Genomic DNA, 14,089 nt, shown 5'->3' on the forward strand with positions numbered 1-14,089 from the left:
CCTTACACTTGAAGCGCTTAGGTGAGTTTTTCCAACGTTGTGGCCAGCTCGGCGCCGGTCATCGGCTCTCGGGCGGCCACGAAGACGGTGTCGTCGCCGGCGATGGTGCCGACGACGTACGGTAGCGCCGCACGGTCGATCGCGCTGGCCAGATAGTTGGCACCGCCGGGCGGGGTGCGCAGCACCGCGAGGTTCGCGCTGGCGTCGGCCGAGACCAGCAGCTCGCCGAGCAGCCGGGACAGGCGCGCGGTGCCGCCCGATACGCCGCGCACCGGGCTGCCGTCCTCGGGCACGATGTAGACGCCGACACCGCCGTCGGCGCCGCGCAGCTTCACCGCGCCCAGCTCCTCGAGGTCCCGCGACAGGGTGGCCTGGGTGACCTCGATTCCCTCGTCGGCCAGCCGGGCCGCCAGTTCGCTTTGGCTGCTGATCGACGCCGACGACAGGATCGCCACAATGCGGTCCTGGCGGCCAGCCCGGGTGGTCTCGGGTGTGGCTTTCGAGCGGGTCATGAGCGCCGCTCCAAAAGCCATGCCAGCAACGCCTTTTGGGCGTGCAACCGGTTTTCGGCCTCGTCCCAGACAACGCTGGCCGGGCCGTCCATCACCTCGTCGGTGATCTCCTCGCCGCGGTGGGCCGGAAGGCAGTGCAGCACAATGGCTTCCGGGTCGGCCAGCGACAGCAGGCGGGCGTTGATCTGGTAGGGCCGAAACGGTGTGAGGCGGTCCAGCCCGTCGTCCTCCTGCCCCATCGACGTCCAGGTATCGGTGACCAGGACGTCCGCGCCGCCCGCGGCCGCATCGGCGTCGGCGGTGACGGTGACCGAGGCGCCGGTGTCCTCGGCGCGCCGCCGGGCCGCCGCCACGAACGCCGGGTCGGGCGTGAAACCGTCCGGGGCGGCGATCGTGACGTGGATGCCGGCCGTGACCCCACCCAGCATCAGCGAGTGCGCCATGTTGTTGGCGCCGTCGCCGAGGTAGGTCATCGTCAGGCCGCGCAGCGACCCCTTGCGCTCGGTGATGGTCTGCAGATCGGCGAGCACCTGGCAGGGATGGAATTCGTCGGAAAGCGCATTGACCACCGGCACGGTCGCGGTCGCGGCCATCGCCTCGAGGCGTTCCTGCCCGAACGTGCGCCAGACGATGGCATCGACGTAGCGCGACAGCACCCGCGCGGTGTCCTCCAGGGTTTCGTCGCGGCCCAGCTGGGTGCTGCGGGCGTCGACGACGACGGCGTGCCCGCCCAGTTGGGCGATGCCGACCTCGAACGAGAACCGGGTGCGGGTGGAGTTCTTGTCGAACAGCACCGCGACCCCGCGGGGGCCCTCCAGCGGGCGGGCGCGCAGCGGGTCCTTCTTGAGTTCGGCGGCCAGCGCCAGCACCTCGGCCTGCTCGGCGGGCGATAGGTCGTCGTCGCGGAGGAAATGCCTAGTCATCTGCGCCACTCCCAGCGGTGTCGAGAATGTCCGGCAGCGCCGCGACGAAGCCGTCGATCTGGGCTTCGGTGATGATCAGCGGCGGCGCCAGCCGGACGACGTCGGGGGCGGCCGCGTTCACCAGAAAGCCCGCGTCGCGGGCCGCGGCCTCGACGTCCTTGGCTTTCGGCGCGGTCAGAACCACGCCCTGGAGCAGCCCCTTGCCACGCACGTGGTCGACGAGCGGATGACCCAGCTCCTCGATGCCGTGGCTCAGCGCCTTGCCCAACATGGCGGCGCGAGTGATCAGATCGCCCTCGGCCAGCGCCTTGAGCACCGCCAGGGCGGCGGCGGCGCAGACGGGATTGCCGCCGAAGGTGCTGCCGTGCAGGCCCGGGGTCAGCAGGTCGGCGGCCGGCCCGACGGCCAGGCAGGCGCCGATGGGCAGGCCGCCGCCGAGCCCCTTGGCCAGCGTGACCACGTCCGGGACGATGCCGTCATGCTGGTGGGCGAAAAACGTTCCGGTGCGCCCCACCCCGGTCTGCACCTCGTCGAGCACCAGCAGGGCGCCGTGCCGTGCGGTGAGCTCGCGCGCGGCGGCCAGATACCCCTCGGGCGGGACCACGACGCCACCCTCTCCCATGATCGGTTCCAAGAAGACCGCCGCCGTGGTCGAATCGACGGCGCCGGCAAGCGCTTTGACGTCGCCGTAGGGCACATGGGTGACGCTGCCCGGTAGCGGCTCGAACGGCGCCTGCTTGGCCGGCTGGCCGGTCAGCGCCAGCGACCCCATGGTGCGGCCGTGGAAAGCGCCTTGCGCGGCAACGACTTTCGTTTTTCCGGTCAGGCGAGTGATCTTGAAGGCCACCTCGATGGCCTCGGTTCCCGAGTTGCAGAAGAACACCCGCGCCTGGACCCCGAGCTGTTCGACCAGCGCCTCGGCCAGCGCGATACCCGGCTCGGTGGCATACAGGTTGGACGTATGGCCCAGCGTGTTGAGCTGGGTGGTGACCGCGTCGATCACCGCGGGGTGGCGGTGACCGAGCACGTTGACCGCGATACCGCCGAGCAGGTCGACATAGGTCTTCCCGTCCACGTCGGTGACCACGGCGCCGTCGCCGCTGGCCAGGGCCATCGCCGGGGTGCCGTAGTTGTTCATCATCACGGCCTCCCAGCGCTGCTTCACAGCGGCCGTCGCCGTCGCGCTCATGCGCTCACCACCTTGGTGCCGGTGCCCGCATCGGTGAAAAGCTCGACCAGCACACAGTGTTCGACCCGACCGTCGATGACGTGCGCGCTGGGCACACCCGCGGTGACCGCCCGCAGGCACGCCTCGACTTTGGGGATCATGCCCGCCTCCAGCGTGGGTAGCAGTTGCGACAATGTGGCCGTGTCGATCTCGCTGACCAGCGAACCGCGGTCGGGCCAGCTGGTGTACAGGCCTTCGACATCGGTGAGCATCAGCAGCTTCTCGGCCCCCAGCGCCTCGGCCAGCGCCGCCGCGGCGGTGTCGGCGTTGATGTTGTGCACCACGCCCTCGGCGTCCGGCGCCAGCGTCGACACCACCGGAATGCGGCGCGCCGCAATCAAATCCAGCACGGCGGCCGTGTTCACCCGTTCGACGTCGCCCACCAGGCCGATGTCGGTGGCCACGCCGTCCACGGTGACGCTGCGCCGCACGGCGGTGAACAGCTGGGCGTCTTCGCCGGTGATCCCGACGGCATACGGTCCGTGCGCGTTGATCAGGTTGACCAGTTCGCGGCCGACCTGCCCGAACAACACCATCCGCGCCACGTCGAGCACTTCGGGTGTGGTGACCCGGAATCCGCCCTTGAAGTCACCCGTGATGCCGAGTCGGCGCAGCATCGCGGTGATCTGCGGGCCGCCGCCGTGCACGACGACCGGATGGACGCCGCAGTTGCGCAGGAACGCCATGTCGGCGGCGAAGGCGTGCCGCAGCGTGTCGTCGGTCATGGCGTTGCCGCCGTACTTGATGACGACGACCTTGCCGTGCAGCTGTTTGAGCCAGGGCAGGGCTTCGGCGAGCACCTGCGCCTTGACCACGGTCGACAACGCTTCGGTGGCGGAGCTCATGAGCTGTAGGCCGAATTCTCTTCGACGTACCCGTACGACAGGTCGGTGGTCCGGATGGTGGCCCGCTGCTCGCCGAGCCGCAGGTCGACCGTGATGTCGATGTCGGCCCCCGACAGGTCAATCTCGCGCGCGCCCGGTACCGGAACCCCGCCCGAGAAGACCGCAAACCCGTTGAACGACACCGTGATCCGGTCCGGATCCAGGTCGATGGGCGCAATCCCGACGGCGGCCAGCACCCGGCCCCAGTTGGGATCCGACCCGAACACCGCCGTCTTGACCAGGCTGTCGCGAGCGATCGTCCGGGCCGCGACCAGGGCGTCGTCCTCGGAGGCCGCCCCTTGCACGGTGACGTTGACCCGCTTGGTGACGCCCTCGGCGTCGGCCTGCAGTTGCGCGCACAGGTCGTCACACACCCGCAGCACGGCGCCGTCGAGTGCGGCCTGGCTGGGCGCGATCCCGCTGGCGCCCGACGTCAGCAGCAGCACCGTGTCGTTGGTCGAGCACGCGCCGTCGATGTCGAGCCGGTCGAAGGTGCGGGCGGTGGCGTGGCGCAGCGCGCGGTCCAGGGCCGCCGCGTCGACGGCCGCGTCGGTGGTGAGCACGCAGAGCATCGTCGCCAGCGACGGTGCGAGCATGCCGGCGCCCTTGGCCATCCCGCCGACCATCCAGTTGTCCGGATGGTGCAGCGCAATCTGTTTGGGCACGGTGTCGGTGGTCATGATCGCCTGGGCGGCCTCGTCACCGCCGGACAGGCCGCCGGCCATGTCCTGCACGATCGTGCGCACGCCGGCGAGCACCTTGTCCATCGGCAACCGGTCACCGATCAGCCCGGTGGAGCACACCGCGACCTCGATGGCCCCGGTTTCGGTTCCCCAATCCGAGAGGGCGGCCGCGACGGCCTCGGCGGTGGCGTGGGTGTCCTGGAATCCGCCGGGTCCGGTGCAGGCGTTGGCGCCGCCGGAGTTGAGGATCACCGCGCGCAGCGCGCCGCTGCTCAGCACCTGCTGGCTCCACAGCACCGGTGCCGCCTTGACCTTGTTGCGGGTGAACACCCCGGCGGCGGCGTAGTCGGGGCCCTCGTTGAACACCAGGGCCAGGTCGCGGTTGCCCGAGGCCTTGATCCCGGCGGCGATGCCGGCGGCCCGGAATCCCGCCGGCGCGGTGACGCCCTGTTCCCGCAGCAACCGCGACTGCCCGGCCGCTACGACAGATGGCGCCGCTCCCGCTCCCCCGGCCACGCCGGCGTCATCGTCGCTGGCGCGCGTCACGGCGCCACCCCGATCACCGAGAGTCCTTCGGTCTCCGGCCAACCCAGCGCCAGGTTCATCGACTGCACGGCCGCGCCGGCGGTTCCCTTGACCAGGTTGTCGATCGCGGCGATCGCGACGAAGGTCTGCGCCGCCTCGTCCACCGCGACCGCGATGTGCGCCGCGTTGCTGCCGATCACCGCTCCAGTGCGGGGCAGTTGTCCCTCGGGCATCAGGTAGATGAAAGGCTCTGCGTGGTAAGCCTTTTCGTAGGCTTCCCGCAGCTGCGCCAGCGGCGCGCGGGTGCGCGCGGTGCAGGTGGCCAGGATGCCGCGGGAGGTCGGGATGAGCACCGGGGTGAACGACACCGTGACGTCGCGGCCGGCGGCGGCCCCCAGGCCCTGGGCGATCTCGGGCGTGTGCCGGTGCGCGCCGCCGATGTTGTAGGCCCGCGCCGACCCGATGACCTCCGCGCCCAGCAGGTCGGTCTTGGCCGCCCGACCGGCACCGGACGTCCCGCTGACGGCGACCACGGTGACGGCGGGCTCGATGAGGTCCGAGGCCACCGCGGGCAGCAACGCCAGTAACGCCGCGGTCGGGTAGCAACCCGGCACCGCGATGCGGCGGGCGCCGCGCAGCCGCTCACGGGCGCCGGGCAGCTCCGGCAGCCCGTAGGGCCAGCTGCCGGCGTGCGGGGACCCGTAGAACCGCTCCCACGCGTCGGCGTCGGTGAGCCGGAAGTCGGCGCCGCAGTCGACGATCAGTGTGTCGTGGCCGAGCCGTTCGGCCAGCGCCGCCGAATGACCGTGCGGCAGGGCCAGAAACACCACGTCGTGGCCGGCGAGCACGTCGAGCTCGGTCGGCTCCACCACCCGCTGGGCCAGCGGGGTGAGGTGCGGGTGGTGCTCACCGAGCGTGCTGCCGGCGCTGGCGGCGGCGGTCACCGCGCCGATCGTCAGGCGCCCGTGCGCGTAGGCCGGGTGGCCGAGCAGCAGGCGCAGGATTTCACCGCCCGCGTAGCCGCTGGCACCGGCAACCGCCACCTTCATTTCGTCGGCCATTCCGCCGATTCTGCATGGTTATGCAGTGCTTTGCAAATCCATTCCGCTAGCCGCGCAGCTCCGCGCCGACCGCCTCGGCGGCGCGGCGCACCGCGGCGTCGCGAGCCGCGGTGGCGTCGTCCTCGGTGAGCGTGCGGTCGGGGGCGCGGAAGCGCAGCGCGAAGGTCAGCGATTTGCGGTCCTCGCCGACCTGCGGGCCGGTGAACACGTCGAACAGCTGCAGGTCTTCGAGCAACTCCCCTGCGCCCTCGCGCACGGCGTCGGCCACCGCCTGGGCCGGCACCTGGGCGGGCACCACCAGGCTGAGGTCCTGGAAGACGGCCGGGAACGGCGACACCCGCGGCGCCGGCAGTGTCAGGGGGATGGGAATCGCGTCGAGATCGAGCTCGAGGGCGCAGGTGCCCTTGGGCAGCCCGGAGCGCTCGATCACCGCCGGATGCAGCTGGCCGGCGTGGCCCACCAGGGTGTCGCCGACGAGCACCTCGGCGCACCGCCCCGGATGCCAGGGCAAATATTGCGCCGCCCGCAATCGCACGTCGATCCCGCTGGCGCGGGCGATGATGCGCACCGCCTCGAACGCGTCGGCGGCCTCGGCGCGGCGGCCGGGGCCCCAGGGCCCGCGGTGTTCGCGCAGGCCGGTCAGCACCGCGGCGACGTGCTGGGGTTGGCGCGGCAACGACGCGTCGAGCGCGGCGATCTCGGCGTCGGTGGGCCGGCGGTCGACCGGGACGAGGTCCACCGCGCGCGTGTCCGCGGTCGGCCGGACCACCTGCGCCAGGGCATACAGGGAGATGTCGACCAGGCCGCGAGAGACGTTGCGCACCAAGGCTTCCAGCAATGCCGGCAGCAGCGTGGTGGCCAGGTGCGGGCGGTCGGCCTCGAGGGGGTTGAGCACGTCGGTGGTGGTGCGTCGCGGGTCGTCGGCCGGCAGGCCCCACAGGTCGAACACGCCCGCGGGCAAAAACGGGGTCGGCAGGATCTCCACGAAGCCGGACTCGGCCAGCGATCTGCCGATGGCGCGGCGGCGCTTCTGCACGGCGGACAGGCCCCGGCCGGCCGGCGCCGACGGCAACACCGACGGAATGACCTCGAGCCCCTCCAGCCGCAGCACCTCCTCGACGAGGTCGGCGGGCTGCAGCAGGTCGGGACGCCAGCTGGGTGGCGTCACCGTCAGCACGCCTCCCCCTCGCCCCTCCTCTGGGCCCGCCACGTCGGCCCCGATCTGGGCGAGCCGCCTGGCGGTGGTGCCCGGCGCATAGCCCACCCCGGCCAGGCGGTCCGGCAGGTCGGCGGCGATGTCGATTGGCGGCAGCGACCAGTCGTCGCGCGGCGGGTCGCCGCGCCAGTCGGTGAGGGCGCCGGCGACCACGCCACCGGCGATGTCGGCGAGCAGGGTGGCGCAGCGGTCCAGCGCGGCCACCGAGATGGCCGGATCCACTCCCCGCTCGTAGCGGCGGGCGGCTTCACTGGGCAGATGCAGCCGGCGCTGGGTGCGCGACACCGCGGCCGGGTCCCAGACCGCGGCCTCGAGCAGCACGTCGGTCGAATCGGCGCGCACCTCGGTGCTCGCCGCGCCCATCACGCCGCCGATCGCGGTGGTCGCGGTGTCGTCGACGATGAGGACGTCGGCCGGGTCGAGTGTGCGTTCGATGTCGTCGAGGGTCACCACGGTCTCCCCGGGCCGCGCGAAGCGCACGGCGAAGGTTCCGGTGATGCGGTTGCGGTCGTGGGCGTGCATCGGGTGTCCGAGCTCGAGCATCACGTAGTTCGTCACGTCGACGGCCGGGGAGGTCGCGCGGATGCCGGACAACAGCAGCCGGCGCTGCAGCCACCACGGCGACACGGCGGCGGGGTCGATGCCGGTGACCGGGCGCAGCGCGAACCGCCGCACCCCGGTGCCGGGCTGCACGGTCAGCGGCCAGGCCTCGCCGTCGACCGGCAGCGGCTTGATCACCTGGCTGCCGGCGGGATCGACGAAGTCCAGGTCGTAGGCGCAGGCGACCTCGCGGGCCAGGCCCCGCAACGACATGCAGTAACCGCGGTCCGGTGTGATCGCCAGGTGGAAGACCACGTCGTCGAGCCCCAGCACCGCGGCGGCGTCGGCGCCGGGGCCGGCGGTACCCGGCGGCAGCACCAGGATCCCGGAATGGTCGGCGCCCAGGCCCAGTTCGGCCGCCGAGCAGATCATTCCGTCGGAGGTGCGGCCGTAGGTCTTGCGGGTGGCGATGGTGAAGTCGCCGGGCAGTGTGGCGCCGGGCAGTGCCGCAACGATGAGGTCACCGACAGCGAAGTTGGTTGCGCCGCAGACGATCTCGCGGTCCTGGCCTTCACCGACGTCGACGTGGCAGAACCGGATCGGCTTCTTGAAACCGGTGAGTTCTTCGATGCCGGTGACCCGGCCCACCGTCAGCGGGCCGGCGACCGGTCCCAGGGTGACGACCTCCTCGACCTCGTGGCCGATGCGCACCAGCGTCTGCTCCAGCTCGGCGGGGGCGACGTCCCAATCCGGTGCGCCGGCCGCCACGATCTCGCGCAGCCAGCTGTACGGGACGCGCATCAGGCACCCACCCCGAACGGAAGCGAGAACCGCACGTCGCCCTCGACCATGTCGCGCATGTCCGGAATCCCGTTGCGGAACTGCAGGGTTCGTTCCAGCCCCATGCCGAACGCGAAGCCGGAGTAGACGTCCGGGTCAATCCCCGCGGCGCGCAACACGTTTGGATGCACCATTCCGCAGCCGCCCCATTCCACCCAGCCGGGGCCGCCCTTCTTGCCGACGAACCAGACGTCGACCTCGGCCGACGGCTCGGTGAACGGGAAGAAATGCGGCCGGATCCGGGTGCGCGCCTCGGGACCGAACTCGGCGCGCGCGAACGCGTCCAGCGTTCCCCGCAGGTGCGCCATGGTCAGGCCGCGGTCCACCGCCAGGCCTTCGACCTGGTGGAACACCGGGGTGTGGGTGGCGTCGAGTTCGTCGGTGCGAAAGGTGCGGCCGATCGAGACGATGTAGACGGGCAGCTCGCGGGCGAGCAGGGTGCGCACCTGCACCGGCGACGTGTGGGTGCGCAACAGCTGCCGGGAACCGTCGGGCGCGATGTAGAAGGTGTCCTGCTCGCTGCGCGCGGGGTGGTCGGCCGGGAAGTTCAGCGCGTCGAAGTTGAACTGCTCGGTCTCCACCTCCGGGCCCTCGACCAGTTCCCAGCCCATCGCGATGAACGTGTCGGCGATGTGCTCGGCCAGGATCGTGATCGGGTGCCGCGCGCCGGCCGGCTGCCGGGTCGACGGCAGCGTGACGTCGACGCCCTCGGCGACCAGCACCGCGGCGTCGCGCTCGGCCCGCAGGACCGCCAGCCGCTCGTCGTAGCCCTGCTGGGCGTCGGTCCGGGCGGCGTTGACCCGCTTGCCCGCATCGGCGCGCTGGTCCTTGGGGACGCCGCCGAGCGCCTGGCGAGCCAGGGCCAGCGGTGCGCGGTCGCCGAGGTGCTCGGTCTTGGCCCGGGCCAGTGCGTCGAGATCGCCGGCCCGCGCGAAGGCCTCCCGGGCGGCGCTGACCGCTGCGGTCAGGGCTTCCGGCGACAGATCGACGGGTTGATCACCCACGCGGCGACACTCTCCTTGCTGACGAGGCTGGTCGGGGCTACCCGCATCGATGTGCTTCCGCGCGGCACGGGTCGAGTGCTGATCATAGTGATTCGGCGCGTGGCGCCCGCCGGGCGCTTGGTGTTGGGCCGCCGACGGCGGTGATGGGCTAGCCGGCGACGGCCGGCTGCGGCCCGCCCAGCGTCTCGTCACCCAGCGCGGGGACCTCCGGGGTGGCGACGCCCCGAGTGCCGGCGAGCTTCGCCAGCTTGTAGGCGACGAACGCACCCACGAGACCGAACACCGGCGTCGCCGCCATGGTCCCCCAGTGGTGGGCCAGCATCAGGAAGCCGAAGCCCGAGGACAACGCCAGCATCAGGTAGCGCGCGGGCGTCCAGTGGATCGGCTGCCGGAACCGGGCGGACACCAGGACGCCCAGGATCACGGCGACGGTGTGGCCGGCGTCGGTGAAGTCGCCGCCGATGATCGCCGAGGCGATGCCCGCCGACACCCACCAGCCGACCCAGGCGGCCCGCCAGCGCGACGGGATGACCGCCGTCATCGCGCCGAGCACCGCCAGCGCGCCGTAGCTCATGCCGACGTCGCTGGCCCGGGTGATCGACACGGGGAGCCAGCCGAACTCGACGGACGCCGCCAGGGCGGCGGCGACCAGCAGCGTCGCGCCGATGTGGCCGACGAGGAACGCCACCACCAGCCGGATGGTGCGCAGATGCAGCTCGGCGAGCGCCAGCAGGCAGGTCAGGAAGGGCAGCCAGAAGTACAGCGGGCCGGCGTCGACCACGAGCGCGCTGCCCAGCAGCGTGCCCAGGTGGCCGTGGGCCAGGTTGTGCACGTTGGTGCTGGCGCGCTGGACGATGACGTCATGGGCGTGCGGGCCGAGGGCCAGGATGGCGCAGCTGATGGCGAGCAGCAGCGCCGCATACCCCACAGTGAATTGGACCCGGGCGAGCCGGGACACGATGCCCCCTAGCATTGGCATCCATTATGGCTGCGGTTTTGTCTCGGCTGTGTCATCAGGGCCTGACAACTCCTTAAGAGTCTTGAGGCGATATATCGCCAAATCGTCGGGAATGCCGGCGGGCTTCGGCCCGAAGACCGGCTTCCTCGTGCGTTTGGCCTCGACGCCTAACGCGTCCAACTCGCTTTGCGGTATGAGATCTAACGTTGAACTCGACACCATGATTCCACCCTTGGTGGCTCTTTCCATAACTCGTGCGGCGATATTCACATCGACGCCGAGCCAGTCGGCGGCCAGCCGCTGCGGGCGCCCGGTGTGGATTCCCACCCGCATCCTGGGCGTATAGCCGTCCACGTCGACCGATTTCAGCGCGTCCTTGGCCGCCAGCACGGCGCGCACCGCGACCATCGGATCGCCGAAGACCGCCATGAGGCCGTCGCCCATCCGCTTGACGATGTGACCGCCGGCGTCGAGCAGGGGCGGCTCGAGCGCCCGCGCCACCTGTCGCAGCAGCACCAGCGCCGCGTCGTCGCCGGCTTGCAGGGACCACGTCGAGAACCCGACCAGGTCGGTGAAGACCAGCGTCACCTCCGGGTTCGCCGGCCGGCGCGACACCCCTTCGGTCAGCGCCTGCCACACCTGCAGCACCCCGAGGCCGACCTCGCGCGACACCGCGTCGCGGTCGCCCAGCAGCCGGTCGGCGGCGCGCGCCGCGGCGCGCGGACCGCCCTCGCCCGCCGTGGACAGCGGATCGCCGAACTCGGGGTCGCCGGGCAGCAGTCGGCGCGCACGCCGGATGAACGCAACCGCCCCGGGACTGCGGTTGCGGCTGTGCAGCCATTGACTCGCGCTGTGCACCGACAGAGGCGAGCGCGACGGAGCGGACTGCGCCTCGGATTCTTCGGGCTCACCCGGGTCCAGATCGCGACGCGCGAGTTCCACCTGGCCAGGTTATTTGGTTTTCTTCGAGGCAGGCAATGACGGCCGTGCCGTATGTGTCAGACGTCGCATCAAACCGCCTGATCACGGTGCTGCCACACCGGTGTGGAAGCTCGATAACACCCGGGTCGACACATCGCCGAAATCGTAGACAACGCGCGTTGTCAAAGTTATCGTGAGCGCAATCGGAGCAGGAGGCCGCGATGACTGGCACTGTGCATGCGGGCGGGATCGAACCCGCCGATCCGCTCGGACCAGATTCTTTGACCTGGAAGTATTTTGGCGACCTGCGCACCGGAATGATGGGCGTGTGGATCGGGGCGATCCAGAACATGTACCCCGAACTCGGCGCGGCCGTCGAGGAGCACTCGATCCTGCTGCGGGAGCCGCTGCAGCGGGTCGCCCGGTCGGTCTACCCGATCATGGGCGTGGTCTACGACGGCGACCGGGCATCGCAGACCGGCCGGCAGATCACCAGCTACCACCACACCATCAAGGGCACCGACACCGCCGGGCGGCGCTATCACGCGCTGAACCCGGAGACCTTCTACTGGGCGCACGCCACCTTTTTCATGCTGATCGTCAAGGTGGCCGAGTACTTCTGCGGCGGTCTGACCGAGGCCGAGAAGCGGCAGCTGTTCGCCGAGCACGTCCAGTGGTACCGGATGTACGGCATGAGCATGCGCCCGGTGCCCGAAACCTGGGAGGAATTCCAGGAGTACTGGGAGCGCACCGGCCGCGAGACGCTGGAGATCAACCGGGCGACGCTGGACATCTTCCAAATGCGAATCCCCAAGCCGAAATTCGTGCTGATGCCCACCCCGATCTGGGACCAGATCTTCAAGCCGCTGGTCGCCGGTCAGCGCTGGATCGCGGCGGGATTGTTCGAGCCCGCGGTCCGCGAGAAGGCCGGACTGCACTGGACACCGGGCGACGAGGTGTTGCTGCGCTTGTTCGGCAAGCTCGTCGAATTGGCCTTCCTGGCGGTGCCCGACGAGATCCGGCTGCACCCGCGCGCGCTGGCGGCCTACCGCCGCGCCCAGGGGCGGTTGCCCAGCGACGCGCCGCTGGTGGAGGCCCCGCCGTTCATGGCGCCGCCGCGCGACCGGCGCGGACTGCCGATGCATTACTTTCCGCCGTCGGCCCGCTCGCCGCTGGACCCCGCGCTGCAACCGGCCCGGGCCCTGATGGAACGCGCCGGCTCCCTGGTGCACACGACGCTGTCGCTGGCCGGCCTGCGCGCCGGCCGGGGCCGGCCGAAGCGGACCGTTACGGCCGCGTAGGCAGGTTCAGCGCGCGGGCGCTCTGATACAGGCAGATCGCGGCGGCGGACGCCACGTTGAGACTCTCCGCCCCACCGGCCATCGGGATCCGCATCCGGTGATCGGCCGCGGCCGCGATTTCGCTTGGCAGACCGTGTGATTCGGGGCCGAACAGCCACGCCGTCGGCGCCCCGAGCAGGTCGCCGGCCTCATCGAGCCGCGTCTCACCGTCCACGGTGGTGGCGAGCAGCCGCAGGCCCGCGGCGCGCAACGCGTCGACGGCGGCGAGCGTGTCGGGCGCGACGACCACCGGGACGGAGAAGATGCTGCCGGCCGACGCGCGCAGGCACTTGCCGTTGTACGGGTCGACGCTATGGCCGCCCAGGATCACACCGGCCGCGCCCAGGGCATCGGCGAGTCGGATGAGCGTGCCTGCGTTGCCCGGCTCGCTGATCTCGACGGCCACCGCGACCAGCGCGGGCGTGCCGGCCAGCACGTCGTGCAAGCGGGTCGCCGGCGTTTCGCACACGGCGACCAGGCCGGCCGGAGTGACGGTGTCGGACAACGCTTTTGCCGCGCGTTCGGTGACCGGATGAACCGGGCATCGCGCGGAAGCCAACGACGCCAGCAGCGCCGCGTGACGCTGCTGGGCGACTTCGGTGACGAAGACCTCGCTAACCAAGCCGCGGCGGGCGGCGGCCTCGACGAGGTTCGGGCCCTCGGCGAGGAATCGGCCCGCCCGGCGGCGGCCGACGTGGCGGTGCAATTTGACCGCCGCGGTGACCCTGGCCGAACGTTCGGTCAGCACCTGCCGTCGCGTGTTAGGCCGCTTCTCCCGAATCCGAGGGAGCGTTGACGTCCTCGGGCAGGGCGGCCCGCGCGATGTCGACCAGCGCCGTGAAGGCGGCCGGGTCGGCAATCGCGATGTCGGACAGGTTCTTTCGGTCCACTTCCACACCGGCGGCCTTGAGGCCCTGGATCAGCCGGTTGTAGGTGATGTCGTTGGCGCGCGCCGCCGCGTTGATCCGCGAGATCCACAGCTTGCGGAACTCGCCCTTGCGCGCACGACGGTCGCGGTAGGCGTAGTTCAGTGAATGAAGCTGCTGCTCTTTGGCCTTGCGGTAGAGCCGGGATCGCTGGCCGCGATAGCCCTTCGAGGCCTTCAGGATGCTGCGCCTCTTCTTGTGGGCGTTGACCGCCCGCTTCACGCGTGCCATTGGATGTTCCTACTCTCGTTCACAATTGGTTGGTCGGGTCGCCGTGCCAGCTCGCGATGCGGGTCTGGCCGGCGCGGTGGTCAGCCGTTCAGCAGGCTGTTGACGCGCTTGGTGTCGTTGGCCGACACCGTGGTGCGGCCGTCGAGGCGCCGGGTTCGCTTGGTCGGCTTGTGCTCGAGCAGGTGCCGGCGGTTGGCCTGCTGGCGAACGATCTTCCCGGTTCCGGTGCGCCGGAACCGCTTCGACGCCCCACTGTGGGTCTTGGCTTTGGGCATGTTTCCTCTGTTCTATGCAGTG

The 14,089-nt window shown here is 70.9% G+C and carries 13 protein-coding genes and 1 pseudogene; 1 reads left to right on the forward strand and 13 read right to left on the reverse strand.

The genetic code is table 11. The annotated features are described in order from the left end of the window. Positions 1–17 precede the first annotated feature (17 nt). The 10 genes and pseudogenes from AC5Y5B_RS00280 to AC5Y5B_RS00325 form a co-directional block, all read right to left on the reverse strand. Positions 18–512 (reverse strand): arginine repressor, encoded by a 495-nt coding sequence (locus tag AC5Y5B_RS00280; RefSeq protein ID WP_112633796.1) that lies wholly within the window; start codon positions 510–512, stop codon positions 18–20. Next, on the reverse strand, positions 509–1,435 hold the full coding sequence (gene argF, locus AC5Y5B_RS00285; protein ID WP_500002540.1) for an ornithine carbamoyltransferase: 927 nt from the start codon (positions 1,433–1,435) through the stop codon (positions 509–511). Before argF ends, AC5Y5B_RS00280 begins: the two co-directional genes overlap by 4 nt. Beyond that, the gene (locus AC5Y5B_RS00290) at positions 1,428–2,624 is read right to left on the reverse strand and encodes an acetylornithine transaminase (RefSeq protein ID WP_500002544.1); all 1,197 of its coding nucleotides are present in this window, start codon (positions 2,622–2,624) and stop codon (positions 1,428–1,430) included. The genes argF and AC5Y5B_RS00290 overlap by 8 nt, the downstream gene beginning before the upstream one ends. Then, complete coding sequence (gene argB / locus AC5Y5B_RS00295) at positions 2,621–3,508, reverse strand: acetylglutamate kinase (protein WP_112633794.1); 888 nt, start codon at positions 3,506–3,508, stop codon at positions 2,621–2,623. Before argB ends, AC5Y5B_RS00290 begins: the two co-directional genes overlap by 4 nt. Next, positions 3,505–4,746: a bifunctional glutamate N-acetyltransferase/amino-acid acetyltransferase ArgJ gene (gene argJ, locus AC5Y5B_RS00300; RefSeq protein ID WP_500003768.1), complete on the reverse strand. Its 1,242-nt coding sequence runs from the start codon at positions 4,744–4,746 to the stop codon at positions 3,505–3,507. The genes argB and argJ overlap by 4 nt, the downstream gene beginning before the upstream one ends. Positions 4,747–4,772: 26 nt before the next feature. Further along, positions 4,773–5,832 (reverse strand): annotated as a pseudogene (gene argC, locus AC5Y5B_RS00305) (N-acetyl-gamma-glutamyl-phosphate reductase). Positions 5,833–5,862: 30 nt separating this feature from the next. Continuing rightward, entirely contained in the window at positions 5,863–8,373 is a 2,511-nt protein-coding gene (gene pheT / locus AC5Y5B_RS00310; protein WP_500002550.1) for a phenylalanine--tRNA ligase subunit beta, read from the reverse strand. Continuing rightward, a complete protein-coding gene (gene pheS, locus AC5Y5B_RS00315) occupies positions 8,373–9,416 on the reverse strand; it encodes a phenylalanine--tRNA ligase subunit alpha (RefSeq protein WP_500002552.1) in 1,044 nt (347 codons plus the stop codon). The genes pheT and pheS overlap by 1 nt, the downstream gene beginning before the upstream one ends. Before the next feature lie 148 nt (positions 9,417–9,564). Beyond that, the gene (locus AC5Y5B_RS00320; protein WP_112633790.1) at positions 9,565–10,389 is read right to left on the reverse strand and encodes a rhomboid-like protein; all 825 of its coding nucleotides are present in this window, start codon (positions 10,387–10,389) and stop codon (positions 9,565–9,567) included. A 9-nt stretch (positions 10,390–10,398) separates the two neighbouring features. Next, positions 10,399–11,316 carry an adenylate/guanylate cyclase domain-containing protein gene (locus tag AC5Y5B_RS00325; RefSeq protein ID WP_500002555.1) on the reverse strand — a complete coding sequence of 306 codons (918 nt, stop codon included), beginning with the start codon at positions 11,314–11,316 and terminating at the stop codon, positions 10,399–10,401. Positions 11,317–11,516: 200 nt separating this feature from the next. Here AC5Y5B_RS00325 and AC5Y5B_RS00330 point away from each other — a divergent pair, with 200 nt between their 5' ends. Next, complete coding sequence (locus AC5Y5B_RS00330) at positions 11,517–12,596, forward strand: oxygenase MpaB family protein (protein ID WP_500002558.1); 1,080 nt, start codon at positions 11,517–11,519, stop codon at positions 12,594–12,596. On the opposite strand, the gene AC5Y5B_RS00335 is transcribed toward AC5Y5B_RS00330, so the two are convergent. The 3 genes from AC5Y5B_RS00335 to rpmI form a co-directional block, all read right to left on the reverse strand. Continuing rightward, positions 12,583–13,383: a TrmH family RNA methyltransferase gene (locus tag AC5Y5B_RS00335; RefSeq protein WP_112634440.1), complete on the reverse strand. Its 801-nt coding sequence runs from the start codon at positions 13,381–13,383 to the stop codon at positions 12,583–12,585. The genes AC5Y5B_RS00330 and AC5Y5B_RS00335 overlap by 14 nt on opposite strands. Positions 13,384–13,396: 13 nt before the next feature. Further along, positions 13,397–13,792 carry a 50S ribosomal protein L20 gene (gene rplT / locus AC5Y5B_RS00340; protein WP_007776071.1) on the reverse strand — a complete coding sequence of 132 codons (396 nt, stop codon included), beginning with the start codon at positions 13,790–13,792 and terminating at the stop codon, positions 13,397–13,399. 80 nt (positions 13,793–13,872) lie between these two features. Next, positions 13,873–14,067, reverse strand: a complete 195-nt coding sequence (rpmI, locus tag AC5Y5B_RS00345) for a 50S ribosomal protein L35 (protein WP_066882282.1) — start codon at positions 14,065–14,067, stop codon at positions 13,873–13,875. Between the last annotated feature and the right edge of the window lie 22 nt (positions 14,068–14,089).

It is taken from the genome of Mycobacterium sp. NGS33 (genome assembly GCF_059812885.1).

What these genes read in the sequence shown, in the direction of transcription:
- pheT (WP_500002550.1), bottom strand. Translation starts at nt 8,373, where the DNA reads ATGCGCGTCCCGTACAGCTGGCTGCGCGAGATCGTGGCGGCCGGCGCA.
- rpmI (WP_066882282.1), bottom strand. Translation starts at nt 14,067, where the DNA reads ATGCCCAAAGCCAAGACCCACAGTGGGGCGTCGAAGCGGTTCCGGCGC.
- rplT (WP_007776071.1), bottom strand. Translation starts at nt 13,792, where the DNA reads ATGGCACGCGTGAAGCGGGCGGTCAACGCCCACAAGAAGAGGCGCAGC.
- AC5Y5B_RS00330 (WP_500002558.1), top strand. Translation starts at nt 11,517, where the DNA reads ATGACTGGCACTGTGCATGCGGGCGGGATCGAACCCGCCGATCCGCTC.
- AC5Y5B_RS00280 (WP_112633796.1), bottom strand. Translation starts at nt 512, where the DNA reads ATGACCCGCTCGAAAGCCACACCCGAGACCACCCGGGCTGGCCGCCAG.
- AC5Y5B_RS00290 (WP_500002544.1), bottom strand. Translation starts at nt 2,624, where the DNA reads ATGAGCGCGACGGCGACGGCCGCTGTGAAGCAGCGCTGGGAGGCCGTG.
- argB (WP_112633794.1), bottom strand. Translation starts at nt 3,508, where the DNA reads ATGAGCTCCGCCACCGAAGCGTTGTCGACCGTGGTCAAGGCGCAGGTG.
- AC5Y5B_RS00320 (WP_112633790.1), bottom strand. Translation starts at nt 10,389, where the DNA reads ATGCTAGGGGGCATCGTGTCCCGGCTCGCCCGGGTCCAATTCACTGTG.
- argF (WP_500002540.1), bottom strand. Translation starts at nt 1,435, where the DNA reads ATGACTAGGCATTTCCTCCGCGACGACGACCTATCGCCCGCCGAGCAG.